We start from the raw sequence: 23585 nt of genomic DNA, 5'->3' as shown, positions 1-23585 counted from the left end.
CTACTCTGCCGGCACCCCGATCTCACGCACCGAGCGCAGCCAGAACCGCGCCATCAGCAAAACGGCAGCACAGGCAAGGCCCAGAACGAGGCCCAGCCAGATGCCGATCCCATCCATCCCCCGCTCAAAGCCAAAGTAATAGGACGCCGGGATCCCCACGACCCAATAGCTGAGCCCAGCCATTACCATCGGAATCTTGGCATCCTGCAACCCGCGCAACAGGCCCAGCGCGATCACTTGCGCCCCATCCACCAGTTGGAACAATGCGGCCATGGCCAACAAGCCTGTACCAATTGCCAGAATCTGGGGACGCTGCGGATCATCCGGCTCCATGAACAATGAAATCAGCGGCTCGGCGCAGGTCAGGAAGAGGATGACGGTGAGTATGGACATCACCAATGACATCCCCGTCACCGCAATCGCGCCCTTTTCCAGATGCGGACGGTCTCTCCGCCCAAGAGCATTCCCGGCCCGGATCGTCGCGGCGTTAGACAGGCCGAGATGCACCATGAACGTGGCCGACGCCAGGTTCAGAGCGATCCCATGCGCCGCCAGCGGCACCTGCCCCAGCCAACCCATCATGATGGCCGACATGGCAAACAGGCTGACCTCGGCCAGCGTGGTCAGGCCGATGGGAACACCAAGGCGCAGGACGCTGAAAAAGAACTCCCAATCCGGGCGCCAGAAACGCTGGAACAGCCTGTGCTCGGGCAGCACCCGCACGGCGTAGATCACCACGAAGACCAGCGACACCACCTGCGTCACCACCGAGGCGATGGCCGCACCCATGACGCCCAACTCAGGCGCGCCCCAATTTCCGAAGATCAGCGCATAGTTCGTCACCGCATTCACCACGGCAGCGATAACGGTGATCCATAGAACGATCTGGGTGCGTTCCAACGCGGCTAAGTAGGATTTCAACACCATCACGATCAAGGCCGGGAACAGTCCCCACCCCGCAACGCGCAAATATTCTGACGCTGTTTCAGCCACTTGCGGGTCTTGCTTCAACCCGATCAGGATCGGGTAGGACCACCACATCAGTGGCATCATCAATGCCGCGTAGATCAGCGACAGCCACAGCCCCATTCGAGTCGAGCGGCGAATGCTGGTCTCATCCTCTTCGGCCGCAGCGGTCGCGACCATAGGCATCACCGCCCAGCCGAACCCGGCTCCAAACAGAAACAGCACAAAGTAATAGCTGCTGGCGAGCGTCACAGCAGCAAGTGCTTCGACCCCGTACCAGCCCAACATGATCGTGTCGGTCAGACCTATGGCAAACTGCGCCAAATGCCCGCCGATCAATGGCAGACCCAGCACCGCAATGGCCCGGAAATGGCCGCGATATGTCATCACTTTATTCATCCTCTCAGCCATATGCCTGCCCCAAAGCCGGGGCAAGAGGCCTTCTGACAAATTTCAAATTGAGACAATAAGAAGTCGCCGCTGAACGACCTTGTTTGACTTCGATGTGCAGAAGGAAAATGCTGAGAACAATCTGACAGGCGGGCGGCGCATGGAAACGGATTTTATCGACCTGAACGGACAGTCATTCTTTTTGCGCAGCTGGGGCGCACCGGACAAACAGCCCCTTTTGATGCTCCACGGGTTTCCAGAATATGGCGGTGCATGGAGCGACCTTGCCCAACATCTGGCCAATGATTTTCACTGCCTCGCCCCGGATCAACGCGGTTACGGACAAAGCTGGGCACCTCAGGGCGTCGACCACTATACATTGTCAAAACTGGTCTCGGACATGGCAACACTGGCAGAACGGCTTGAGACGCCGATCACCGTTCTGGGCCACGACTGGGGCGCATCTGTGGCCTATGGGCTGGCCATGTTCCGCCCCGAGCTGGTGAAACGGCTGATCATTGCCAACGGCGTCCATCCGGTGCCGTTTCAGCGCGCCATGGCAGCCGGAGGCGCACAGTCCGCAGCCTCGCAATATATCAATGCTCTGCGCGCCCCGGATGCGGCAGCCCGGTTTTCATCCAACAACTTCGCCCGTCTGGAACAGTTCTTTCGGCACGGCATGGGCGTGGACTGGCTGTCGGACACGCTCATGGACAGCTACCGCACCGAATGGGCGCGTCCCGGACGGTTGGACGCGATGCTGAACTGGTATCGCGCCTCGCCTCTGGTCGTCGCCAAGCCCGGAGAACCTCGCGCTAATCTGCCTGACCTCCCCTTAGACCGGCTGATGATCCAATGCCCCCATCTGCTGCTTTGGGGTCCCGACGACAAAGCACTGCTGCCAGAATCCACAGAAGGACTCGAATCTTTCGCTCCTAATCTGACCCGCATGGAAATCCCCGACTCAGATCACTGGCTGCACCACCAGCAACCAGGAAAATGGCTCAAGCTATCCTGGACTGGACTCAACACACCTGACCCGCCCTTTGCCTGGCTTATTCGCGCCTAAGAGCCTTCATTGGTTCGAACGCCATCGACAGCGGGCTGGCCCCTCGCTCCGACCCTCACCGATGTCCCCAATCCTCGGGATTATCCGAGTTGTTCGGCGACAACCCCAACACATCGCCATCGGTCGAGCACCCCAATCCAAGAACCGTTCGGTTCGCATAAGAAAAATAGGCGCAGACCTGATTGATCTCGAGGATTTCTCCATCATCCCACCCTGCATCCCGCAGGGCCTGAACATCCGCTTCAACCATATCCGCAGGCGCTTCGGTCAGTTTGCGCGCATAGCCCATCGCCTCAATCTGCGCCGCGTCCAGCGGGGCGTCTTCGGGCGTACGCGCCTCAATCGCCGCGCGTATGGCGCCTCCGCGCTCGGGATCAGCCAAAAGACGCTGCAACCCGCTGAAGTGATGCTCCACGCAATAACCGCACCGGTTCAGCGAACTAACCCAGACCCCCAGAACCTCAAGAAACCATTTCGGAATCTGGTTGGCCGAGTGATGCAACACATTCTTATAGAGCGCCATGTGGCCCTCCATCGAATGCGGCCGCAGCGAATGCGCCATCATGATGTTGTCTACATTATTGTCCGGCCCCGTGACCCGATTATAAAGTCGTCTCAGCTTGCCGGTCGCTTGCTCGAATGGAATGGTTTTTATCCAGCTCATAATCTCTCTACTTGACTAGTCGCCCCCGGCGCGGCCCGCCTGTTAAAACCGGATCACCCCACCATGTCAGGATAACGTTTCAATACGCAAGAGGAGGTCTATCCGACAGAAAAGGCAAAGGGAAATCCCTCAATGGTCCGCACCTTCTACCGGAAGCAATAAGCTCCTTGCAGCTTAAAACCCACAATGAACAGCAACTTGCACGTTCTGCCGCGCCTTCGCTGTCATTCCCGTCAAATCGGGGTATTATCAGAGCATCGGCGCAGAACATTCCTCTGACTGAGCAAGCCTGCAATGAAAGTTTTAGAATGGTAAAAGGTTTCCTGGTTAAAAACCCCACGTTCCTCGACACGCTCGAGAAATATCTTCTGTGCGTTATCTTTTCGGTTTTCGCGTACAGAATGGTCAACGGCTATCTGGAAACCGGTTCATCCGTTACGCTGTTGTATCTTGGTGATCAGTTCATCGTACTGATGTTCGTGCTTTTCAGAAGACGCACCGAAAATATCAGCACAAGAGTCGATGACTGGCTGGTTGGATTTGCCGGGACATTCCTTGCTTTGATGTTTGGCCCCACCGGCGGTGACGCGATTGTCTCTCCGGTAGTCTTTAACGGCCTGTTGATTGGAGGCCTGTTTGTACACCTGAATGCCAAGCTGACATTGCGGCGGAGCTTTGGCGTTGTTGCCGCCAACCGGGGCGTCAAGGCGACAGGCGTGTACAAAATCGTCAGACACCCGATGTATACCGGTTATATGATGTCTCAGGCCGGGCTTTTGCTGGCCGGTCCCACACTGAACAACGCCATCGTTCTATGCCTTTGCTGGAGCTTATTCCTGTGGCGCATTCACGCGGAAGAACGGATCCTTTCAAAGGACCCGGCCTATGCAAAGCTGGCTCGGCACAAGCTCATTCCCGGCCTTTATTAGTGAACAAGCGAACCCTTCGTTAACAGGACCGCTGGTATTGCTCTGAGTTCGAACCGTAGCCACGGCGTTATTCAAGAATTGCGAACACGCAAGATCGCGCCTGCATTCGCCTTTCTACATCACATTGGCTTATAAAGGCTCCAATCTGACTGGGGTGACTCAGCTTTCAGTGTCCACAACACCTCGCGCCCCTCTTCCCCCGGACCACATCACCTGCCATAATGGGGCAAACCCAAAAACAAGAGCAGCCCATATGCCCGACGATCTGTTGACACCAGAAGCGACCGCCACCTATGACGCCTCGTCCATCGAGGTGCTTGAAGGTTTGGAGCCGGTCCGAAAACGCCCCGGCATGTATATCGGCGGCACGGATGAGCGCGCGCTGCACCATATGGTCGCCGAGATTCTCGACAACTCGATGGACGAAGCGGTTGCGGGCCATGCCAACCGGATCGAGGTTGAACTGCACTCGGATTACGCTTTGACCGTGCGCGACAACGGGCGCGGCATTCCGATCGACCCGCATCCGAAGTTTCCCGACAAATCCGCGTTGGAAGTGATCCTGTGCACCCTGCACGCGGGTGGTAAATTCTCGGGTAAAGCCTATCAAACCTCGGGCGGTCTGCATGGCGTGGGTGCGTCCGTGGTAAACGCTTTGTCGGATTCGATGGTCGTTCAGGTGGCGCGCGATAAGATCCTGTTTGAACAACGGTTCTCGCGCGGTATTCCGTTGGGTCCCGTCGAAAAAGTCGGCGCGGCACCCAATCGGCGCGGCACCACCGTCACCTTCCACGCCGACGAGGAAATCTTCGGCCACCACCGGTTCAAACCCGCACGGCTGTTCAAATCCATCCGCTCCAAAGCCTACCTGTTCTCGGGCGTCGAAATCCGTTGGAAGTCCCAAATCGACGACGGCGAAACCCCGACCGAGGCGAGTTTTCACTTCCCGGGCGGTCTTTCGGATTACCTGAAAGAGACGATGAACGGCTCCTCGACCTATGCCGAGCATCCTTTCGCCGGCACTGTGGATTTCAGCGAGAAATTCGGAACCCCCGGCAAGGTCGAATGGGCGATTAACTGGACGCCTTCGCGTGACGGGTTCATCCAATCCTACTGTAACACCGTCCCCACCCCCGAAGGCGGCACGCACGTGGCGGGCTTCTGGGCCGCAGTTCTCAAAGGGATCAAAGCCTATGGCGAGTTGATCAACAACAAGAAGGCCGCGCAGATCACCCGCGATGACCTGATGACCGGCGGCTGCGCCTTGGTGTCTTGCTTCATCAGCGAGCCAGAATTCGTCGGCCAGACCAAAGACCGTCTGGCCACGGTTGAGGCACAACGGCTGGTCGAAAACTCGGTCCGCGACCATTTCGATAACTGGCTGGCCGCGGACACGAAATCCGCCGGCGCGATACTGGATTTCCTCATCCTACGGGCTGAGGAACGCCTGCGCCGACGGGCCGAGAAGGAAACACAACGCAAGTCCGCCACTAAGAAACTTCGTCTTCCCGGCAAGCTGGTGGACTGTAGTAGTTCAACACGCGACGGCACGGAATTATTCATCGTCGAGGGCGACTCGGCGGGCGGGTCCGCCAAAATGGGCCGCGACCGCAAGACACAGGCCCTGCTACCCCTGCGCGGCAAAATCCTGAACGTGCTGGGCGCGGCCAGTTCGAAACTGGGCACCAACGCCGAGATCAACGACCTAACCCAAGCGCTGGGTGTGGGCCTTGGCACCAAGTTCAACGTTGACGACCTGCGCTATGACAAGGTCATCATCATGACCGACGCGGATGTGGACGGAGCGCATATCGCCTCGCTTCTGATGACGTTCTTCTTCACCCAGATGCGCCCGATGATCGACGCGGGCCACCTGTACCTCGCCTGCCCGCCTTTGTACCGCCTGACCCAAGGCGCTAAGCGCGTCTATTGTCTGGACGAGGCCGAGCGCGATGAATGGCTTGAGAAAGGTCTGGGCGGCAAGGGCAAGATCGACGTGTCCCGCTTCAAGGGTCTGGGCGAAATGGACGCTAAAGACCTGAAAGAGACCACGATGGACCCGGCTTCGCGCAAACTGATCCGCGTCACCATAGACGAGGACGAACCCGGCGAGACCGGCGATCTGGTCGAGCGCCTGATGGGCAAAAAACCCGAACTGCGGTTTCAGTACATTCAGGAAAACGCGCGGTTTGTGGAGGAGTTGGATGTTTGATGGCTGGCAAGTCCGCACCACGTGTATCATCAATAACATTCTACAAACATCGGTTTAAAAAAGCCCTGCAGCATTATGCTAGCACCGGTGGTGAGCCAATTGAGGCGTATCCGAAGCTAAAAGCGCAGATGGCCGCTTCGAACTTGCGACTTGCAAAGGCCTCCGCAGCCTTTGTAGTGGTTTCAGCTGCGTTCATAGCATCAGCAACTAACGGGATGCTAAACATCAAAACGACCTTTTTTTCATTCTCAATCCCCGCAGTATACTTGTTGTTTATTTCTTCTATTTTGTGGTTTTCAGTGTGCATGGCAGTGATCACAGCGAGTCAATTGATTGCATTTTCAACGGCATTCAAAAACTACTTTGGCCGCTTTAGAACTGACTACGAAATGTTAGTTTTTCTGAAAGACGTTGATTTGGACGACTTTGTCGCCCCCCCGTATCACGATGTTTTTCTTGAACCATCGAGATGGGCGCACACAATCAGATCAGCCATATTTGGTTTGATAATACTTGCTATTTTGACGCCTGCGGCAGCAGCGCTTTACTACGTATTGCAAAGTTCGGTTTACACTATTTTTGACGACAGATCAGTCCCCTTACACAAAAGCCTTGCTATAGCCTCACTAGCTGTATTGGCTTTCTCGACCCTGTTTCTTTTCTCGACGTTCATCCCTTTCAAAACCAAAAGACAAACCAACCTAATTCGCTGGATTTTTTTGACGAGAATTCATAAAGCTGTGTGGGGAAATTTTCCCCCTAGATCGAGTGTTTGGATAACGGAATCGAATAAAGATCAAAACAAGTAGCTCCAATGCAGAGTTTCTACTTTTTGGTTTTCGCGCGTACCACAAACCACGCACCCATCCCTGGGAGCACGTAGAGCAATTATTCGATCTTGCGCATCAAGCATTGGATGGATTGCGCGGGACATATACAAACACCCCGCAAACACGCCCCTTGCCTAACCCGTTGATCTCGTTCACAGTTGCGCTCAATTCGATATACAAGAACGACATTCTGAGGTTTCGAGCGTCCAAGATCCAATTTGAACGAGCTCATTTCGAACGGGAGGACAATATGAAATCACTAACCCTCGGGCTGGCTTTTGCCCTATTGGCCAGCCAGGCAGGCGCGCAACAGGCGCTGATCGGCGCGTCGCCTATTCCGGTCGGGGCAGAGTTACGATTCTGCTATTACAACGGCCTCGCTTATTCGGTGGACGCCTTTGTTGTGATCTCTGGCAACAACACTGTGACCGAAACATCCAGCGCACGCGAAGAACACCTTCTGCGCTGTATCAAAGGTGGTGATGGCGTCATGAAGTGGAAACCGGAGAGCGGTATTCAGGTCAATCGCTGACCCGAAACGGTGGGCGGCCTAGCCCACCTTCCCCTCCAGCCAGTCCACGATCTGTCCGGCGGGTTGCTCCCAGTCGGGCTCCATGAACAGAAAATGCGCGTGGTTTTCGACGGGCATAAAGGTCGCGCGATCTCCGTATAGGTCCGCCAGCGCGCGGCAGGTGTTGGGGTTCACGGCACGGTCCTCGGTGCCGGATACGATCAGCACCGGGCAATCGACCTTGTCGATGTCGACCTTCATCGCGTGGTGGTCATCGAACATCCAAAAGAACATCTCGAACATCACCCGCCCGCTTTCCGGGCCAAGCTGGTCGAACACCGCGTGCTGCTGCGCCTCGGGCATCTTGTTGAGCGCGAACGGGGCCATCAGGTCGAAATCGACGCGCATGGGCTGTTTCCAGAACGCCCCGCCCTCCATCAACGCGCGTGGGACCGCGCGTTCGTCGTCGGTTTCGGGCAGCGTCCCCCACGCAGCGTTCGGATTGATCAGGACGATAGCGCTGGCCAAGCCGCGAGACGCCACCTGCTGCGCCACTACCCCGGCGATGGCATGGCCAAGCAGCACTGGTTTACCCTCTAACCCCTGCACGAAATCGGCGATGTCATCGACGTAGTCCATCACGCTGGTATCGGTCAGCCCGGGGTCTGGCTCGGCCTTGGGATCGCCTCCGTGATAGCGCAACGCGGGGGTGTGGACAGTCCACCCGCGTGCGCGGAAAAAGCCTGCATAATCCTGCATGCACCACGGTCCGGCAAAAGCTCCGTGGATCAGAACAATCTCTTTGGTCATGAAAACGCTCCTCCGTCTTGGGTCAGTATGAAAGATCGGGGGCGTTCGCAGCAAGGCCGGGTTGTGCCTAGACGGCAAGCCCGATTAGCGCCACTCCGATGGCCATCAGGACCGCAGCACCCAGACGGCGCATCCAGTTGCCTTCATGCAAGAAGATAAAACCAATCAGCGCCGCAAAGATCACCGAGGTTTCCCGCAACGCCGATACCGCACCCAGAGGGGCGAAGTTCTTGGCGTAGAGCACGAGGCCGTAGGCCGCCATTGACACCAACCCGCCCAGAAGGCCAACCGCCCAGACGGTCCAGGGCAGATCGGCCAGAGTGTGCCGTTTGCGGACACCCACGAACCCAGCAATAAACAGGTGCAAAAACGCACCCCACGCCCAGTAGCTGAGCGTATTGCCAGACAGGCGCACACCGATCCCGTCAAACACCGAATAGACCGAGATACAGACCCCCGTCCCCAGCGCAAACAGCAACGCCGAGCGGCCCACGCCAGACCGCAGCGCCTGCCAGTTGCTCAGCTGAATCCCTACTGCGATCAGCGCAATCCCGATCCAGGCTTGCAGGGGCAGCATCTCGCCCACCAGCAGCATCGCCCACAGAGACACCAGCGCCGGTACAATACCGCGGGCAATGGGGTAGACCACGCTCAGATCGCCATGCTGATAGGCTTTGCCCAGCATGAAATAGTAGCCGAAATGCACGACGGTTGAAATCAGGATATACGGAAAGCTTGCGGGATCAGGCAGCGGCAGCGTCAAGACCATCACAGCCCCGGGCAGGACATGGCCGAACGCGACCAGTCCCATCGTCGTTGTCCGATCAGCGGCGGATTTGACGATTGCGTTCCACACGGCGTGCAGCAACGCAGCCGTCAGAATAATTGCGATGACAAACGGCGTCACGTCCGCACCTTTCCTGTGAAAGACCGGCCCCTAGATCGGACCGGCCCTTAGGTTGCACACAGTTTTCGCGTTCACAATGCCGCTTTGAACAAGCCTGTCAGATTAACTTCGGTCAGTTCAATTGGATTGCCGCCACAGGACGGGTCGGTGATCGCCCCAGCGACCAGTTCGGGGATCGCGGCCTCGCTCACGCCCAGATCAGAGAGCGTACGCGGGATGCCAAGCGCGTCATTGAATTGCTGCACGAAGGTGCGGAAGCCGTCAAAGCCGCCCTCAATGCCAAGATATGCAGCGGCTTGTTGGAACCGGTCTGCGATGGCCGGGGCGTTGAATTCCAGTACGGCAGGCATACAGACCGCGTTGGTGGTACCGTGGTGCGTGTTGAAATGCGCGCCGATGGGGTGGCTCATGGCGTGGATCGCCCCCAACCCTTTCTGGAAGGCCGTCGCGCCCATTGCTGCCGCGCTCATCATCTGGGCACGGGCCTCGATGTCATTGCCATCGGCATAGGCCCGCGGCAGGTAGTCCTTAACCAAGCGCATGCCTTCCAGCGCAATGCCCTGACTCATCGGATGGTAATGCGGGCTGCAATAGGCCTCAACGCAATGGGCAAAAGCATCCAGACCGGTGCCTGCGGTGATGAACTTGGGCATCCCCACGGTCAGTTCCGGGTCACAAATCACTACAGTGGGCAGCACCTTAGGGTGAAAGATGATCTTCTTGGCGTGAGTTTCAGAGTTTGTGATGACGCTGGCGCGGCCAACCTCAGACCCAGTGCCTGCCGTTGTCGGCACTGCGATGATGGGCGCGATGGCGTCGGCATCAGCACGAGTCCACCAGTCTCCGATATCTTCGAAATCCCACACCGGTCGCGTTTGACCACACATGAAGGCAACCATCTTGCCCAGATCCAATCCCGAGCCTCCGCCAAACGCAATTACCCCATCATGCCCACCCGCGTTATAGGCCGCTACACCAGCCTCCAGGTTCTTTTCGTTCGGATTGGGGTCAACATCGCTGAACAGACCTCGGCCCAAACCGGCGGCCTCCATAATGTCCAACGTCGCAGTGGTGATCGGCAGGTCCGCCAGCCCCTTATCGGTGACCAGCAGCGGGCGTTTTATCCCCGCAGCCGCGCAGGCCTCGGGCAATTCTTTGATACGGCCGGCGCCGAACTTGATTGCGGTCGGATAGGACCAGTTTCCAACAAGGCTCATGATGTCACCTTTTTCAGATGGTAGGATTTGGGACGCGTCAGGTTGTGATAGCCGATGACCGACAAGCCACCGCCGCGCCCGGTATTCTTGCAGCCAGTCCAGCACAGGCCCGGGTCCAGATAATCGGCGCGGTTCATGAACACGGTGCCGGTCTCGATTTGGTCACCCACACGCGCCGCCCGGTCCACATCGCGGGTCCAGAGGCTGGCGGTCAGGCCAAATTCGCTGTCATTCATCAGCGTAATTGCTTCGTCATCCGAGGACACCTTCATGATGCCAACGACAGGACCAAAGCTTTCATCCCGCATCACCCGCATGTCATGGGTCACATTGGTCAGAACCTGGGGCGTCAGGTAGGCACCGCCGTCATCCTCAGCAAAGGTGTCGATATGGGCCACCGCGCCGTCGGCCACCGCCTCAGCGATCTGCGCGCGCACTTCGTCAGCAAAACGCACATTGGCCATCGGCCCAAGGGTCGTTTCCGGGTCCAGTGGGTTGCCCAGCTTATACCCTCTTACGATACCAACCGCCTTGGCGACAAAATCGTCATACAGGTTCTCATGCACGTAAATCCGTTCGATCCCGCAACAGCACTGACCCGAGTTGAACATCGCCCCGTCGATCAGAGTTTCCACGGCCGCGTCAAGATCAGCGTCATCCATGACGAAACCCGGGTCCTTGCCGCCCAGCTCGGTCCCGACACCGGTAAAGGTACCCGCCGCCGCGCGTTCCATCGCCTGTCCACCACCGACTGAGCCGGTGAAGTTCACAAAATCAAACGCATTGCCCGCGATCAGGTCATTCGTCACGTCGTGGCTCAGGAAAACGTTCTGAAACACATCCTGCGGCACACCTGCCGAAAGGAAAGCCCGCGCCATTCGCTCGCCCACCAAAAGCGTCTGAGTGGCGTGTTTCAGAACAACGGTGTTCCCCGCAATCAACGCCGGAGCCACCGTGTTGATCGCGGTCATGTAGGGGTAATTCCAGGGTGCCACCACAAACACCACACCATGCGGGATACGCTTGATGTAACGCTTGAAAGTCTCATCTTCTCCCACAGCTATGTCCGCCAACGAAGTCTCGGCTATTTCGGCCATGTGGCTGGCGCGCTCATTGAAACCGCCGAACTCACCGCCATAGCGCACCGGACGACCCATCATTTGCGCCAATTCGGGTACGATCTCATCATTCATCGCGCCCACAGCCGCGACCCCCGCCATCACGAGATCAATCCGCTCTTGCAACGGCCGCGCTGCCCAGTCGGTCTGCGCCGCACGCGCACGCTCTGCAACCTTAAACGCCGCGTCCCGAGACAACACCTCTCGTTCCGCAAAAACCGATCCGTCAATCGGCGAGACACATTTCAACATCTGCCCCATAGTCACTCCATTTCCGAAAGAAACAGGATCCCTGCTTCATCTGGCCAAAAATACCCCGGAGGCCGCTATTGGTGCGCCATTGGTTCGAGCACCAATGGCGGCGGGCAGAGCCTCCAGCCAGCCCACTAAGCCCGCTCGAACCCTCGGGCAACTTCCCAATCGGTCACCACACGCTCGAACTCTTCGATCTCAACTTCAGCCGCGCGGGCATAGTGATCGACCACCTCATCCCCCATAGCCGCTCGTAACATGGCCGATTCATGCAGCGCATCCCGCGCCGCACGCAGATTGCCCGGGATCATGCCCGTGTCTCCCTGATAGACATCGCCCGTTGCGGCGGGCTGCAACTCCAGCCCTTCCTCGATCCCCGCAATCCCGGCAGCCAGCATCCCGGCAATCGCCAAGTAAGGGTTCATGTCCGAGCCGGGAATACGGCATTCGACGCGCACCGACTTGGTTCCATCGCCGCACAGACGGAACCCAGCAGTGCGGTTATCCACCGACCAAATGATCCGCGTCGGCGCGAAAGTGCCCTTCATGAACCGCTTGTAGCTGTTGATGTAGGGGGCCATGAAATACGTGTAGTCTGGGGCGTATTTCAGCAAACCGGCCATGTAGCTTTTCATCAGCGCCGACATGCCCAGCTCATCCGATTTGTCATAGAATGCCGGTTGCCCATCCTTCCACAGCGACTGATGTACGTGCGAAGAACTGCCCACCTTGTCATGATGCCACTTCGGCAGGAACGTCGCGGCATGCCCATGCTGCCAGGCAATCTCCTTCACCGCGTTCTTGGCGATCGAATGATACTCAGCCGTCTCCATCGCCCCGGCATATTTGATGTTCAGCTCTTCCTGCCCGGTCTCTGCCTCACCCTTCGAGTTCTCAACCGGTATCCCTGCATCCCACAAGTGGTTTCGGATCGGGCGCATCACATGTTCTTCCTTGGTGGTCTGAAGGATGTGATAATCTTCGTTGTAGCCCGAGATCGGCTCCAGATTGCGAAAGCCTTCCTTGCGGATCTGATCAAAGCTCTTTTCGAACAGGAAAAACTCCAGCTCGGTCGCGCACATGGCGTCATAGCCCATGGCTTTAAGGCGATTGACTTGCTTTTTCAGAATGGACCGAGGCGCGTGCGCCACCTCTTCATGCGTATGATGGTCGAGCACATCGCACATCACCATCACGGTGCCTTCCAGCCATGGCACCGGGCGCAGCGTACTCAGGTCCGGTTTCATGACATAGTCGCCATAGCCCCGCTCCCAACTGGTCGAGGCGTAGCCGTCAGGTGTGCCCATCTCAAGATCGGTTGCCAGCAGATAGTTACAGCAATGGGTCTCTTCCCACGCACTGGCCACAAAATGCCCTGCGTGGAAGCGCTTGCCCATCAGCCGTCCCTGCATATCAACCATACAGACCAGCACGGTATCGACTTCGCCGGTATTCACCTTGGCTTTCAGGTCGTCCAAACGTGCGTCATTGCCCATCCCGTTCATCCTTTGTCACCTTGCGAGGCCCCGGCCCCGTGTTCCTACTTGCAGCCGTCAGTCCTCGGCCGCGTTCTTTTCCATTTCCATGACCAGCCGTGTTTCCAGAACCTGTCCGCTCTTGTAGAGGATCGGATACGCAACGGCGGCGATATGGCCGTGCAGGTCCCGCATGGCGCGCAACGTCTCAAGATGTAGATCGCTGGACCGGAAGCTCTCCGTCTGCCCGCGCTCCAACCGTTTCAGGTGGGCCTTGCGGCTCTGGCGCGACAGCCGCTTGACCTCGGCCTTGTCCAGCACCAGCCGACGGGCGCAGTCCACATCGTCGACCAGCAGCACGTGACGCGCCAGTGAGAAGCTTTCCAGAATGGCTGCGTGCAGGTCCTTCAGCTCTTTCCAGCCCTGCGTCGAAAACTCAGCACGTTCGGTGTGCTTGATCTGCGCCGTACGGGTCATCCGGTTCGAGACCACGTCGCCTGCCGCCTCTAGCCGGATGGCGTATTCCACCAGCCCGCGCGCGGCTTTGACCTGAGCTTTGCTCATGTTCTGGCGCGGCATCCGTGCGACAAAGCGGCGGATTTCAGTGAGCTGCGCGTTCACCCTCTCATCCTGTTGCCACAGGGCAGAGATCGCATCGCTGTCATCCTGCTCGTAGATATCCAGCACCGGACGGAACATGCGTTCAACCTGCGTCACCATCTGTAGCAGCTCATGCCGGACCGAGGACATGGCCACATTCGCCCCTGACGCGCCCGGATCGCCCAACGGGCTGAGCGCGTCCGAGAACTGGTCCATCGCGTTCGTCTCGGGCTTAGGTTCCGGCAGCAGAACGCTCATCGGTTGTTCCAGCCAGTTCACAAAGCCCGTGGCCAGTACAAAGACGGCCAGGTTGAAACCGATATGCGCCAGGATCAGAGACTGCCCTGCCCCGGCGACCATCAGCGCCTCATGCATGCCGGTCAGGTTGACCACCATCAGCATCACCAGCGCCGCGCTACCTCGCAGCAGAAGATTGGCCAGCGGAATACGCCGCGCCGAGATGGGCATGTCGCGCGTCAGCCAGATCGGGATGAAAGCCGAGCCCAGATTGGCCCCAAGCACCAGCGACAGCCCGGCGGCAAACGGGATCGCCCCGATCTGCACCAAAGTCACGCACATCAGGATTGTGGCGACCGAGCTGTGCATGACAAAGGCCAGCACCGCCCCGACGATAAACGCGCTGAAATAATCGCTTTCCAAATAGCCCGAAATGGCAGGCAGAAAGGCACTTTCGCGGATCGGATCGACCGCATCGCGCAGAAACTGAAGCGAAATCAGAATGAAAGCGATGCCCAGAACGATCCGTCCGATCAGCCGCACATTGGGTCGTTCGGATTTCAGGTAAAGCCACCCGCCCAGCGCCAGCAGCACCGGTTGCAGCCATCCCAGATCGTATGACAGCACCTGAATGACCAGCGCTGCACCCAGATCAGCCCCCAGCACCCCGGCCAGTGCGAGGCCAAAGCTGACCATCCCTGCCGCCGCAAATCCGGTCAGCAGAACCGTCACCGCAGCCGAACTTTGCAGGATCGTCGCCAGAACCATACCGGCCCCGCCCGCGACGAATGTGTTGGAGTGGCGCGTCAGGATCGACTGGAACAGCGCGCCAAAGCGCCTCTCGATCCCCGTGCGCACCAGCCGCACCGCGAACAGCAGCAACATGGTCGCCGCGAAAATCTCGATCAAAAAGCCGGCAATTGCCATCTGATTAAACCTCGCTGGCCGGGATCATGCTGCGCCCTTTTCCTGGAACCCAGCCAATGTCCGCTCAATCCATGGCACAAGATGATCCGCAATGGCCTGCTGCTGCTCGGGCGTGCGGATAAGATCGTTGCGCAGCTCGATCATGACATTCAGCAGCCCATTGGGCCATGCCCTGGCATCAAGCGTGTGCGCCACCCCGTCTGTGGCCGAATAGGGCTCATTCAGGCGGGTCACAAAAGGGATGTCCGCAGGTATGCACTGCATCATACCGGATGCGAACCGGTCGTCTTTGCCGTGCAGGATGCCCAGTTCAACCTCACGCGGGCGACCGTGATAAACAGGGGTGAAACTGTGCATCGTCACCATCAGCCGCAGCGAAGGGCGATGGGTTTCGATCTGGGCGTCAACGGCACGTGTAAACGGCTCATAAATGTTCTCGACCCGCGCTTGCCGCTCGGCGTCTGTCAGGGCTGCGTTCGCGGGTATGACGTAATCCTCGCTTTTTGCAGGCATTGCACTGGTGGCCTCGGGCGGACGATTGCAGTCGTAAACCAACCGCGACACGCCGCCATGCACCAATGGCGCGGACATCTGCGCCGCCATATGCTGTGCGACGCCCAGCGCACCCGGATCCCACGCGATATGGCTTTGCAGCGCCTCTGCCGACAGCCCCATATCACCCAGAAATCCGGGAATGCGGTTCGAGGCATGTTCGCAAACCAACAGCACCAAAGGTGTGCCGTTTGCTGTATCGGTATGAACAACTTTTCCGAAGTCCAACGCTCTGCCCCGAGATTCCCAAAATGACATCTGCGGAAAAAATTCCACACAGCACATTCACCTGTCAATATTTTTCCTGTACAAAATTGGTCAGAACGGAACGTGCTGAAAAATTCTGCACGAAGCGTTAAGGAGGACCCACTGGTGCGGGTAACGGACAGGCTGCTGGCCCATCGGGACGAAATGACCCCGTCCGAGAGGCAATTGATCAGCGTGCTGCTGGATGACTACCCGATGGCAGGTCTGGGCAGCATTACCGAACTGGCCAGCGCGGCCTCGGTCTCGACCACCACTGTCGCGCGGATGCTGCAAAAGACCGGATTTGATGGCTATCCGCAGTTTCAGGCGGCCCTGCGCGGCGAAGTGAAAGAGATGATTTCGGGGCCGACCGCCAAACGGGATGTCTGGCAGAATGATCTGCCCGAAGAACATATCCTCAACCGCTATTCCCAGCGAACGCTGGCCAACCAGAAACGCACGATTGATGAGGTCGACCCGACCGAGTTTGACAGCCTCTGCACCCTGCTCAGCGACCCGGACCGCCGCATATTTATTACCGGTGGGCGCATCACCGGCACGCTGGCGCAATACCTGTACCTGCACCTGCAAATGATCCGCTCTGATGTGAGACTGCTGCCGTTTGCGGCATCGTGGACCCATGACCTTCTGGATGTGCGCAAGGGGGACGTGCTGATCGCGCTGGACGTGCGGCGTTACGAGAATTCGACCCTGCTGATCGGGCAGCTGTGCCAGGAACGCGAGGCCGAGGTTGTGCTGTTCACCGATCAATGGCGTTCTCCGCTGCATCGGCTGGCCAAACACACTTTCGCCGCCCGGATTGCGGTTCCATCGGCGTGGGACTCGATGGCTGCCGTTCTGATGCTGATGGAATGCGTCATCGCCGAGGTGCAGGAGCGCTTGTGGGATTCGGTCAAAGACCGCACAGATGAGCTGGAACAGGCCTTCGACCGGACCAAACTATTCCGGAAATTCGGCCAAAGCTCAGGCTCTTAACCCGGAATCTCTACAACTGACCGTGAGGAGTGTTGCCAGCGCGCGGGTGCGCCGTCACTTTGGTGTCATGACCTTTGTGACCGAAAACCAGCTGCCCCTGCTGATCCTGTTCTTTCTGATCGGGTCCGTCGGCACAGCCTTTCTGTTCCGCAAACCGGCAGGGCATCGGGCGTGGAAACTGGCCGATCTAGTCTGGGTGGTTCTGGGCGGCATTGGCGCGCTGGTGGCAGTTCTGGCCGGGCTTTACACCTCGGACAGTTCGCGGCTGGACCGGCAGATTGACGTGGCTTATGCCGCAACGCTGGCGTTCGACCGCGACGCAGCGCGGTTCCGGCTGCGGTTTTGTGATCCCGCCTATGACCCGGATACCGCTGTCTTGTGCGATAAGGTCGAATTCCTGTCCGCCTCAACCGCCAGCAATGCTGACCTGCCCCTGTTCATCGCCGTAACCAACGAGGTCGCCCCGTTGCAAGGGCTGCATTTTCTGTTCGGGCGGCAGGAAAAGGATGAGATGGACCAGATGTCAGCCAAAGCCGACGCGTTCGATATCGACCAGTTTTTGGTGTTCACCACGCTGGACGACACCACTCAGACCGCCATAGACAACATGCGCCGCAAGGTGCCTGCCATTGCCGGAGATTACCTAATCCTCGCCCAAAGCTATGACGACCTGATCGAACAGGTCAGCAAGCTGAAGGACGAATGGGAATACCTACAGGCCAACGCTCATATTCTGGTCTTGCAGATTATCGCCTTGTGTCTGGTCAGCTTTGCCGCGCCCTTCCGACTGGGTAAATCCATCGTCGAGTTGCGAACAACCCTTATCGCCGATACGCCTGCGCCAGCCGTTCAGGATCAGCGCCAAGAAAATACCGTGTCAGAGTCCACAGATTCCGCGCCCCCCGGCGCAGCCACCCCACCCGTGCATAGCGGTCCGCACTCGTAATCGCGCGGCTATCCAGCAAGGTGATGCGAGGCAAGGCGCGCACCAGTGCGACATCTTCCATCAGCGGCTGATCCGGGTATCCATCGGCTTGTTCATAGAGGCCGCGCGGCACCAGCAGCCCCTGATCCCCGTAAGGCAACCCGAACACCCGACTGCGCAGATTGGCCCAGCCCGCGACCCAGGCGGGCCAGAACCCCTTGGCGCGAAACGCCAGACAAAAAGCGGCAGGATTGCCTGAGGGCAAGTGTTCACCCACCTCTTTGCTCCATCCTTCCCGCAACACGGTATCTGCGTGCAGGATCAATAACCACTCAGCTTTGGCCGCCGCACATCCGCGGCGCAGCTGTCCGCCGCGTGAGGGCGCGCCAGTGACGATCTCGGCCCCGGCCTCATCGGCAATCTCAAGGGTTGCATCGGTCGATCCACCGTCGGTCACGATCAACTCGCGGATCAGGCCGGTGTGCAGCCCCTCCATCAGGGCGGGCAACGACTCCGACAGGGCCTCACCCGCGTTCAGGGTCGGAATGACGATGCTGATCGGTGCTGGCAAGGCGTATACCCTCTGGTCATGGCGGCGCGATCTCCTATATCACGGGGCCAAGGGAAAAGACGAGGACCACTCCATGCCCAATCGCCGTATTCTGCGCCTGAGCGGCTCAGACACTGACAGCTTTCTTCAGGGGCTGGTGACAAACGATATATCGGGGTTGGAGAGTGGGCTGGTCTATGCTGCCCTGCTGACACCTCAGGGAAAGTATCTGGCCGATTTCTTTCTGAAACGCGATGGCGAGACGGTGCTTCTTGATGTCGCCGACGACATTGCAGACGGCTTTGTCAAACGGTTGAGCATGTACAAACTGCGCGCCGATGTGGCGATTGAGGACAGTGGGTTGAACCTGCAACGCGGCACCGGCACCCCACCCGAAGGCGCCCTACCCGACCCTCGCCACCCGGACATGGGCTGGCGGGCTTATTCGACGGACCCCGACGGAGACGATGGCACTGATTGGGACGCCATCCGCGTGCAGCATTGCATCCCCGAAACCGGCATCGAACTGACACCTGACAGCTACATCCTCGAATCCGGGTTCGAGGTTCTGAATGGCGTCGATTTCAAAAAAGGCTGTTATGTCGGGCAGGAAGTCACCGCCCGCATGAAACACAAGACCGAGCTGCGCAAAGGCCTGCGTCGTGTACGGGTCGATGGCTCTGCCCCGGTCGGGACCGAGATAACCTCGGGCGGCAAACAGGCCGGCACGCTATTCACGCACTCGAACGGGCACGGCATCGCCTATCTGCGTTTTGATCGCGCAACCGGACAAATGCAGGCCGGGGACGCCTCTGTGACGGTCGAAAGCTGATATGTTGCCGATCCGGCACGGCTGCCGCCGGGCCTAAGACGGCATGGTTTGAACCACGCCTGCCGGGCTGTCACAGTGGCCACGGGTCACTGAGCGGATGCGCATATGTTCAAACTATACCGCGCGATCTGGCGCGCCAGCGCCGGGCGGCAGGTTGTCCTTATTGTCCTGTCTATCGCCATCGCGGCCCTTGCCGCGGTGCCGCTGGAGTTCCAGCGTGACATCGTCAACCATCTGACCGCAGGTGACACCAGCACCGATCAACTGCTTTCACTGGGCGCGGGCATGATGGCGGTCATCCTGCTGAGCCTCGCGCTGAAATGGCTGCTGGGCTATCGCGCCGGCACATTGGGAGAGGACATCATCCGCCTGATCCGCCAGCGTCTGCTGGTGCGCGCTGGTGATCTGCGCGACACGGGCGAAACGGTACGCAAGGGGACCATGACCACCGCCATTTCGGCCGAGGCCGAAGAATTGGGCAAATTCGCGGGTGGGGCCTTTTCCGATCCTGTCGTGCAAATCGGTACGTTGATCAGCGTGATCGGCTATATCTCTTCTACGCAACCCGGGCTGGGCCTGATCGCCTTTTCAATGATCGTGCCGCAGATCATCATCGTGCTGGTGTCGCAGCGCAAAGTGAATGTCTTCGTGGCCGAGCGTGTCCGTATCCTGCGCAACGCCACCGACAAGCTGACGGTTGAAGAGATCAACGCGGTCACGCGGGACATTGACGCTCAATTCGATGAGATTTTTGAGACCCGCCGCCGTATGTTCCTGTGGAAACTCTCGGCCAAATTTCTGCTGAGCGTCATCAACGGTGCAGGCACCGTCGGAGTCCTGATGCTGGGTGGGTGGTTGGTTCTGGAGGGCCGCACCGATGTCGGCACCGTGGTGGCCGCCGTCAGCGGCCTTGGCCGCATTCAGGGACCGACCGCGTTTCTGATCGCATTCTACCGTCAGGTCAGCGCCAACCGCATCAAATACGAACTGATGCTGGAATTATTTGGTCCTAACCCGGAACGGTATCGAAACCTCCAAGCCCGGAACTAAAAAAGACCGCGCGGCCCAATGCCGTCGCGGTCTTCATTCGTTCCGTAAATACGCTAGATTACGCGCGCTCGGAATAATCCATGGTCTCGGTATTCACCACGATCATCTCGTCCTGACCGATGAAAGGCGGCACCATGACTTTGACGCCATTGTCCAGAATCGCCGGTTTGAACGAGTTCGCAGCGGTCTGACCTTTGACCACCGGCTCGGTCTCGACGATCTTGCAGGTTACTTTCTGTGGCAGCGTCGCGTTCAGCGCCTCAGATTCATAGAATTCGACCACGATGGTCATGCCGTCTTGCAGAAACGGGCGGCGTTCACCCAGCAGATCCGAGGGCAGTTCGATCTGCTCATACGTTTCGGAATCCATGAACACCAGCATGCCGTCGGATTCGTACAGGAACTGCTGATCCTTCTGCTCAAGGCGCACGCGCTCGACCTTGTCCGCCGAACGGAACCGTTCGTTCAGTTTAGACCCGTTGCGCAGGTTGCGCAGTTCGACCTGTGCAAAAGCACCGCCTTTACCGGGCTTTACGTGATCCACTTTAACAGCGGCCCACAGCCCATCGTTATGCTCAAGCACATTGCCGGGGCGAATTTCGTTCCCATTTATCTTGGGCATGACATAAATCCTTCACAAACGGTTGATGCGTCAGTTCCCGTCCCTATATCTGGCGGGACCACACCTGACAAGACAACGAGACTTAGTGCTGCACGTGCAGCAAGCTATGCAAATGACGCAACGCAACTATGCATATTAGCTGTATCCGAATCACACCTAATAGGTCATAAGGACCCTCACGCCGAAAATGCAAGAGCAAGAACAACAAGGAAGACGAGATGAGAGATTTCGTTGACGGCACTGCCTTTAACAATGAACAAGGCAATCGTGCACGCAAACTTTTCGCGGCCGTTGTGTTGGCTGCACTGGATGACGCTATCGCCGATGACAAGAAATACGGCAATGGCCCCGAACAAATCGCCCGCTGGGCGCGCTCGCGCGATGGCCGCGAAGTGCTGTCTTGTGCGGGTATTGACCCGAACGAACGGGTTGTCAGCGGACTGATGGAGTTCGTTGGTCGTGGCGTGCGCACCTCGGTCGCGCTGTCGCGTGAAGAAAGCGAGCGTCGCAACGCCGCTCAGCAAGCCGAAGCCGCCTAAACCAAGGCGACTTCCGAATGAAAAAGCGCGCTCCCGCAGTCCGGGGCGCGCTTTTCTTTTGGGCCGTTTAAAAGAACAACAACCATTGGCGCGCGACCCAAAGCTCAGCGGCTAAAAGCAAAGCGAAAAACAGTTTTGCCGAAACCGATAGTCCTCGGGCCCACAGCACCGCATAAGACCCCACGCACAATGTGACCGAAACCGGCATGACCCAAAGTGCGTGATGCGTTCTATCCCAATAGCTGACAGGGCTGTGAAAGACCCAATCGCTCAGCGGCCAGAATTGCGGCCGCCCGTCCCCTGCGTGCAGCAGGAAATCCATCGCCAGATGAAGAAGGCCAGCGGACGCAGCAACGATCAGAAACCGCCACCCGCGCCAGAGCCCGAGTACCAGCGCCAGCCCCCACAGGAAAAACGAATTGTCGATGGCAAAGACTGTCTGCCATGCGTTTGAGAAATAAAGTTCGTCAAATACCACCTGAGGCGGGATGTTCAGAACGTACAGCGACACCCCTGCCATAACATACAGCGACAGATCGGGCAGCAAGGACCCGAGCACCGCGGCCCAGAGGGTCGCACCCTTTGCAGGCCGCGCGAATGCGGCAGCGCCGATCAAAAGATGCGCGGGCGTGTTCATCCGGGGCTTTTCCTTTGGCCTCAAATCAGGTCATCTGCACCTCAACGTATAGGAGACGACCATGGTTCGCGCCATCATGATTCAGGGCACCGGCAGCAATGTCGGAAAATCGGTTTTGGTGGCCGGGTTGGCGCGTGCCTATACACGGCGTGGGCTGAGGGTGGCTCCGTTCAAACCGCAGAACATGTCGAACAACGCAGCCGTCACCGAAAATGGCGGAGAGATCGGGCGCGCGCAGGCTTTGCAAGCCCGTGCAGCCCAGCGCCCTACTCACACAGATATGAACCCGATCCTGCTGAAGCCCGAGACCGACACCGGTGCGCAGATTATTGTGCAGGGTCAGCGCGCAAGCACTATGAAAGCGGGCGACTACCGCAAGGACAAATCCAAGCTGCTGGGGGCCGCGCTAGAGAGTTTCGACCGACTCTGCGCTGATGCCGATCTGGTACTGATCGAAGGCGCAGGCAGCCCGGCCGAAACCAATCTGCGCAAGGGCGACATCGCCAATATGGGCTTTGCCTGTGCCGCTGGGGTGGCTGTGGTTTTGGTCGGAGATATCCACCGGGGCGGCGTGATCGCGCAGATCGTGGGGACGCAGGCGGTTCTGGACGCGAGCGATCTCGCCATGATCCGCGGCTTTGCGGTGAATCGGTTCAAGGGTGACGTGTCCTTGTTTGACGAAGGTCGCGATGACATTGCCACGCGCACTGGCTGGCCTTGTCTGGGCGTCGTACCGTGGTTCCACGACGCGTGGAAGCTGCCAGCCGAGGATATGATGGACATCCGGTCGCACAGCGGAGGCGCCTGCAAGGTGGTCGTACCGCAATTGGAACGGATGGCCAATTTCGACGATCTCGATCCTCTGTCAGCCGAACCCGGCGTCAGCGTCGAGATCGTACCCGCCGGACGTCCCCTGCCCGGCGACGCCGATCTGGTGCTGCTGCCCGGCAGCAAGTCCACCATTGGCGATCTGGCTTATTTCCGGGCGCAAGGATGGGACATTGACCTGTACGCGCACGTGCGCCGGGGTGGTCATGTTCTGGGCCTGTGCGGCGGCTATCAGATGCTGGGCAAAATCATAGACGATCCCGATGGCGTCGATGGCCGTCCGGGCAAGGTAGAAGGGTTGGGTCTGCTGGACGTCACCACCATCATGGCGGGGAAAAAGCAGGTCACGCTTCGTACCGCGCGTACGGTGCCTGCAAACCTGCCCGTTGAGGGATATGAGATTCACATGGGCCGAACCGAAGGCCCCGATTGCGACCGCGCGTGGCTTGAGATCGAAAACCGGCCCGAAGGCGCAACAGACAAGACCGGTCGTATTCGCGGCAGCTACCTGCACGGCATCTTCACATCAGACGCCTTCCGCGCCGATTACCTGGTGCAGTTGGGGGCTGTGTCCGATCTAGCCTACGAGGATGGGGTCGAAGACACGCTGGACGCGCTGGCCGATCATCTGGAACAGCACATGGATTTGGACTTGCTACTTGAGATGGCTGCAACGCCGAAGCGGGCGTAAGGC

The 23585-nt window shown here is 58.5% G+C and carries 22 protein-coding genes and 1 pseudogene; 11 read left to right on the top strand and 12 right to left on the bottom strand.

Translation table 11 applies throughout. The features are described from left to right. Nucleotides 1-1365 carry an MATE family efflux transporter gene (locus tag ACOQOY_RS17670; RefSeq protein ID WP_420586658.1) on the bottom strand — a complete coding sequence of 455 codons (1365 nt, stop codon included), beginning with the start codon at nucleotides 1363-1365 and terminating at the stop codon, nucleotides 1-3. Between the two features lie 151 nt (nucleotides 1366-1516). Between ACOQOY_RS17670 and ACOQOY_RS17665 the strand changes: the two genes are divergently transcribed. Continuing rightward, complete coding sequence (locus ACOQOY_RS17665; protein ID WP_420586657.1) at nucleotides 1517-2425, top strand: alpha/beta fold hydrolase; 909 nt, start codon at nucleotides 1517-1519, stop codon at nucleotides 2423-2425. A gap of 55 nt (nucleotides 2426-2480) precedes the next feature. Here the strand turns inward: ACOQOY_RS17665 and ACOQOY_RS17660 are convergent, their stop codons facing one another. After that, nucleotides 2481-3089 (bottom strand): carboxymuconolactone decarboxylase family protein, encoded by a 609-nt coding sequence (locus ACOQOY_RS17660; RefSeq protein WP_420586656.1) that lies wholly within the window; start codon nucleotides 3087-3089, stop codon nucleotides 2481-2483. A gap of 167 nt (nucleotides 3090-3256) precedes the next feature. On the opposite strand from ACOQOY_RS17660, the gene ACOQOY_RS17655 reads away from it, so the two are divergent. The 4 genes from ACOQOY_RS17655 (at nucleotide 3257) to ACOQOY_RS17640 (ending at nucleotide 7592) form a co-directional block, all read left to right on the top strand. Next, nucleotides 3257-4018 carry a methyltransferase family protein gene (locus ACOQOY_RS17655; RefSeq protein WP_420586655.1) on the top strand — a complete coding sequence of 254 codons (762 nt, stop codon included), beginning with the start codon at nucleotides 3257-3259 and terminating at the stop codon, nucleotides 4016-4018. Nucleotides 4019-4271: 253 nt separating this feature from the next. After that, a complete protein-coding gene (gene parE / locus ACOQOY_RS17650; RefSeq protein ID WP_420586654.1) occupies nucleotides 4272-6230 on the top strand; it encodes a DNA topoisomerase IV subunit B in 1959 nt (652 codons plus the stop codon). After that, the gene (locus tag ACOQOY_RS17645; RefSeq protein ID WP_420586653.1) at nucleotides 6230-7039 is read left to right on the top strand and encodes a hypothetical protein; all 810 of its coding nucleotides are present in this window, start codon (nucleotides 6230-6232) and stop codon (nucleotides 7037-7039) included. Before parE ends, ACOQOY_RS17645 begins: the two co-directional genes overlap by 1 nt. 271 nt (nucleotides 7040-7310) lie before the next feature. Then, nucleotides 7311-7592: a hypothetical protein gene (locus ACOQOY_RS17640; RefSeq protein WP_420586652.1), complete on the top strand. Its 282-nt coding sequence runs from the start codon at nucleotides 7311-7313 to the stop codon at nucleotides 7590-7592. Nucleotides 7593-7610: 18 nt separating this feature from the next. Here ACOQOY_RS17640 and ACOQOY_RS17635 read toward each other — a convergent pair whose 3' ends face one another. The 7 genes from ACOQOY_RS17635 to ACOQOY_RS17605 all read right to left on the bottom strand — a co-directional run bounded on the left by ACOQOY_RS17635 (nucleotide 7611) and on the right by ACOQOY_RS17605 (nucleotide 15894). Further along, entirely contained in the window at nucleotides 7611-8381 is a 771-nt protein-coding gene (locus ACOQOY_RS17635) for an alpha/beta hydrolase (RefSeq protein WP_420586651.1), read from the bottom strand. 67 nt (nucleotides 8382-8448) lie between these two features. Further along, the gene (locus ACOQOY_RS17630; RefSeq protein WP_420586650.1) at nucleotides 8449-9288 is read right to left on the bottom strand and encodes an EamA family transporter; all 840 of its coding nucleotides are present in this window, start codon (nucleotides 9286-9288) and stop codon (nucleotides 8449-8451) included. A gap of 71 nt (nucleotides 9289-9359) precedes the next feature. Next, nucleotides 9360-10505 (bottom strand): iron-containing alcohol dehydrogenase, encoded by a 1146-nt coding sequence (locus ACOQOY_RS17625; RefSeq protein WP_420586649.1) that lies wholly within the window; start codon nucleotides 10503-10505, stop codon nucleotides 9360-9362. Next, on the bottom strand, nucleotides 10502-11884 hold the full coding sequence (locus ACOQOY_RS17620; RefSeq protein ID WP_420586648.1) for an aldehyde dehydrogenase family protein: 1383 nt from the start codon (nucleotides 11882-11884) through the stop codon (nucleotides 10502-10504). Before ACOQOY_RS17620 ends, ACOQOY_RS17625 begins: the two co-directional genes overlap by 4 nt. 125 nt (nucleotides 11885-12009) lie before the next feature. Then, nucleotides 12010-13371, bottom strand: a complete 1362-nt coding sequence (locus tag ACOQOY_RS17615; protein ID WP_420586647.1) for a glutamine synthetase family protein — start codon at nucleotides 13369-13371, stop codon at nucleotides 12010-12012. 57 nt (nucleotides 13372-13428) lie between these two features. After that, nucleotides 13429-15114 (bottom strand): Na/Pi cotransporter family protein, encoded by a 1686-nt coding sequence (locus ACOQOY_RS17610; protein WP_420586646.1) that lies wholly within the window; start codon nucleotides 15112-15114, stop codon nucleotides 13429-13431. Nucleotides 15115-15138: 24 nt separating this feature from the next. Next, nucleotides 15139-15894, bottom strand: coding sequence for an N-formylglutamate amidohydrolase (locus ACOQOY_RS17605; protein WP_420586645.1), 756 nt, complete (start codon nucleotides 15892-15894; stop codon nucleotides 15139-15141). A gap of 144 nt (nucleotides 15895-16038) precedes the next feature. Between ACOQOY_RS17605 and ACOQOY_RS17600 the strand changes: the two genes are divergently transcribed. After that, the gene (locus ACOQOY_RS17600) at nucleotides 16039-16908 is read left to right on the top strand and encodes a MurR/RpiR family transcriptional regulator (RefSeq protein ID WP_420586644.1); all 870 of its coding nucleotides are present in this window, start codon (nucleotides 16039-16041) and stop codon (nucleotides 16906-16908) included. Between the two features lie 67 nt (nucleotides 16909-16975). Beyond that, nucleotides 16976-17722: pseudogene (locus tag ACOQOY_RS17595) on the top strand (hypothetical protein); the annotation flags it as partial. Between the two features lie 7 nt (nucleotides 17723-17729). Here the strand turns inward: ACOQOY_RS17595 and ACOQOY_RS17590 are convergent. Continuing rightward, complete coding sequence (locus ACOQOY_RS17590; RefSeq protein WP_420586643.1) at nucleotides 17730-18404, bottom strand: TIGR04283 family arsenosugar biosynthesis glycosyltransferase; 675 nt, start codon at nucleotides 18402-18404, stop codon at nucleotides 17730-17732. A gap of 73 nt (nucleotides 18405-18477) precedes the next feature. On the opposite strand from ACOQOY_RS17590, the gene ACOQOY_RS17585 reads away from it, so the two are divergent. Further along, complete coding sequence (locus tag ACOQOY_RS17585) at nucleotides 18478-19215, top strand: YgfZ/GcvT domain-containing protein (RefSeq protein WP_420586642.1); 738 nt, start codon at nucleotides 18478-18480, stop codon at nucleotides 19213-19215. A gap of 105 nt (nucleotides 19216-19320) precedes the next feature. Next, nucleotides 19321-20265, top strand: a complete 945-nt coding sequence (locus ACOQOY_RS17580) for an ABC transporter transmembrane domain-containing protein (RefSeq protein ID WP_420586641.1) — start codon at nucleotides 19321-19323, stop codon at nucleotides 20263-20265. Between the two features lie 58 nt (nucleotides 20266-20323). Here ACOQOY_RS17580 and efp read toward each other — a convergent pair whose 3' ends face one another. After that, complete coding sequence (gene efp, locus ACOQOY_RS17575; RefSeq protein WP_420586640.1) at nucleotides 20324-20887, bottom strand: elongation factor P; 564 nt, start codon at nucleotides 20885-20887, stop codon at nucleotides 20324-20326. 218 nt (nucleotides 20888-21105) lie between these two features. On the opposite strand from efp, the gene ACOQOY_RS17570 reads away from it, so the two are divergent. Continuing rightward, nucleotides 21106-21426: a DUF6280 family protein gene (locus ACOQOY_RS17570; protein WP_037310273.1), complete on the top strand. Its 321-nt coding sequence runs from the start codon at nucleotides 21106-21108 to the stop codon at nucleotides 21424-21426. A 67-nt stretch (nucleotides 21427-21493) separates the two neighbouring features. Here the strand turns inward: ACOQOY_RS17570 and ACOQOY_RS17565 are convergent, their stop codons facing one another. After that, the gene (locus ACOQOY_RS17565) at nucleotides 21494-22063 is read right to left on the bottom strand and encodes a cobalamin biosynthesis protein CobQ (RefSeq protein ID WP_420586639.1); all 570 of its coding nucleotides are present in this window, start codon (nucleotides 22061-22063) and stop codon (nucleotides 21494-21496) included. Between the two features lie 61 nt (nucleotides 22064-22124). Between ACOQOY_RS17565 and ACOQOY_RS17560 the strand changes: the two genes are divergently transcribed. Then, on the top strand, nucleotides 22125-23582 hold the full coding sequence (locus ACOQOY_RS17560; RefSeq protein WP_420586638.1) for a cobyric acid synthase: 1458 nt from the start codon (nucleotides 22125-22127) through the stop codon (nucleotides 23580-23582). Nucleotides 23583-23585 lie beyond the last annotated feature (3 nt).

It is taken from the genome of Ruegeria sp., assembly GCF_965221235.1.
Classification (GTDB): domain Bacteria; phylum Pseudomonadota; class Alphaproteobacteria; order Rhodobacterales; family Rhodobacteraceae; genus Ruegeria.
The sequence above is the reverse complement of the archived record's forward strand: the minus strand, read 5'-3'. Positions and strand labels throughout refer to the sequence as shown.

What these genes read in the sequence shown, in the direction of transcription:
- ACOQOY_RS17585 (WP_420586642.1), top strand. Translation starts at nt 18,478, where the DNA reads ATGCCCAATCGCCGTATTCTGCGCCTGAGCGGCTCAGACACTGACAGC.
- ACOQOY_RS17560 (WP_420586638.1), top strand. Translation starts at nt 22,125, where the DNA reads ATGGTTCGCGCCATCATGATTCAGGGCACCGGCAGCAATGTCGGAAAA.
- ACOQOY_RS17570 (WP_037310273.1), top strand. Translation starts at nt 21,106, where the DNA reads ATGAGAGATTTCGTTGACGGCACTGCCTTTAACAATGAACAAGGCAAT.
- ACOQOY_RS17620 (WP_420586648.1), bottom strand. Translation starts at nt 11,884, where the DNA reads ATGGGGCAGATGTTGAAATGTGTCTCGCCGATTGACGGATCGGTTTTT.
- ACOQOY_RS17665 (WP_420586657.1), top strand. Translation starts at nt 1,517, where the DNA reads ATGGAAACGGATTTTATCGACCTGAACGGACAGTCATTCTTTTTGCGC.
- ACOQOY_RS17610 (WP_420586646.1), bottom strand. Translation starts at nt 15,114, where the DNA reads ATGGCAATTGCCGGCTTTTTGATCGAGATTTTCGCGGCGACCATGTTG.
- efp (WP_420586640.1), bottom strand. Translation starts at nt 20,887, where the DNA reads ATGCCCAAGATAAATGGGAACGAAATTCGCCCCGGCAATGTGCTTGAG.
- ACOQOY_RS17625 (WP_420586649.1), bottom strand. Translation starts at nt 10,505, where the DNA reads ATGAGCCTTGTTGGAAACTGGTCCTATCCGACCGCAATCAAGTTCGGC.
- ACOQOY_RS17580 (WP_420586641.1), top strand. Translation starts at nt 19,321, where the DNA reads ATGTTCAAACTATACCGCGCGATCTGGCGCGCCAGCGCCGGGCGGCAG.
- ACOQOY_RS17670 (WP_420586658.1), bottom strand. Translation starts at nt 1,365, where the DNA reads ATGAATAAAGTGATGACATATCGCGGCCATTTCCGGGCCATTGCGGTG.
- parE (WP_420586654.1), top strand. Translation starts at nt 4,272, where the DNA reads ATGCCCGACGATCTGTTGACACCAGAAGCGACCGCCACCTATGACGCC.
- ACOQOY_RS17635 (WP_420586651.1), bottom strand. Translation starts at nt 8,381, where the DNA reads ATGACCAAAGAGATTGTTCTGATCCACGGAGCTTTTGCCGGACCGTGG.
- ACOQOY_RS17645 (WP_420586653.1), top strand. Translation starts at nt 6,230, where the DNA reads ATGGCTGGCAAGTCCGCACCACGTGTATCATCAATAACATTCTACAAA.
- ACOQOY_RS17615 (WP_420586647.1), bottom strand. Translation starts at nt 13,371, where the DNA reads ATGGGCAATGACGCACGTTTGGACGACCTGAAAGCCAAGGTGAATACC.
- ACOQOY_RS17660 (WP_420586656.1), bottom strand. Translation starts at nt 3,089, where the DNA reads ATGAGCTGGATAAAAACCATTCCATTCGAGCAAGCGACCGGCAAGCTG.
- ACOQOY_RS17640 (WP_420586652.1), top strand. Translation starts at nt 7,311, where the DNA reads ATGAAATCACTAACCCTCGGGCTGGCTTTTGCCCTATTGGCCAGCCAG.
- ACOQOY_RS17565 (WP_420586639.1), bottom strand. Translation starts at nt 22,063, where the DNA reads ATGAACACGCCCGCGCATCTTTTGATCGGCGCTGCCGCATTCGCGCGG.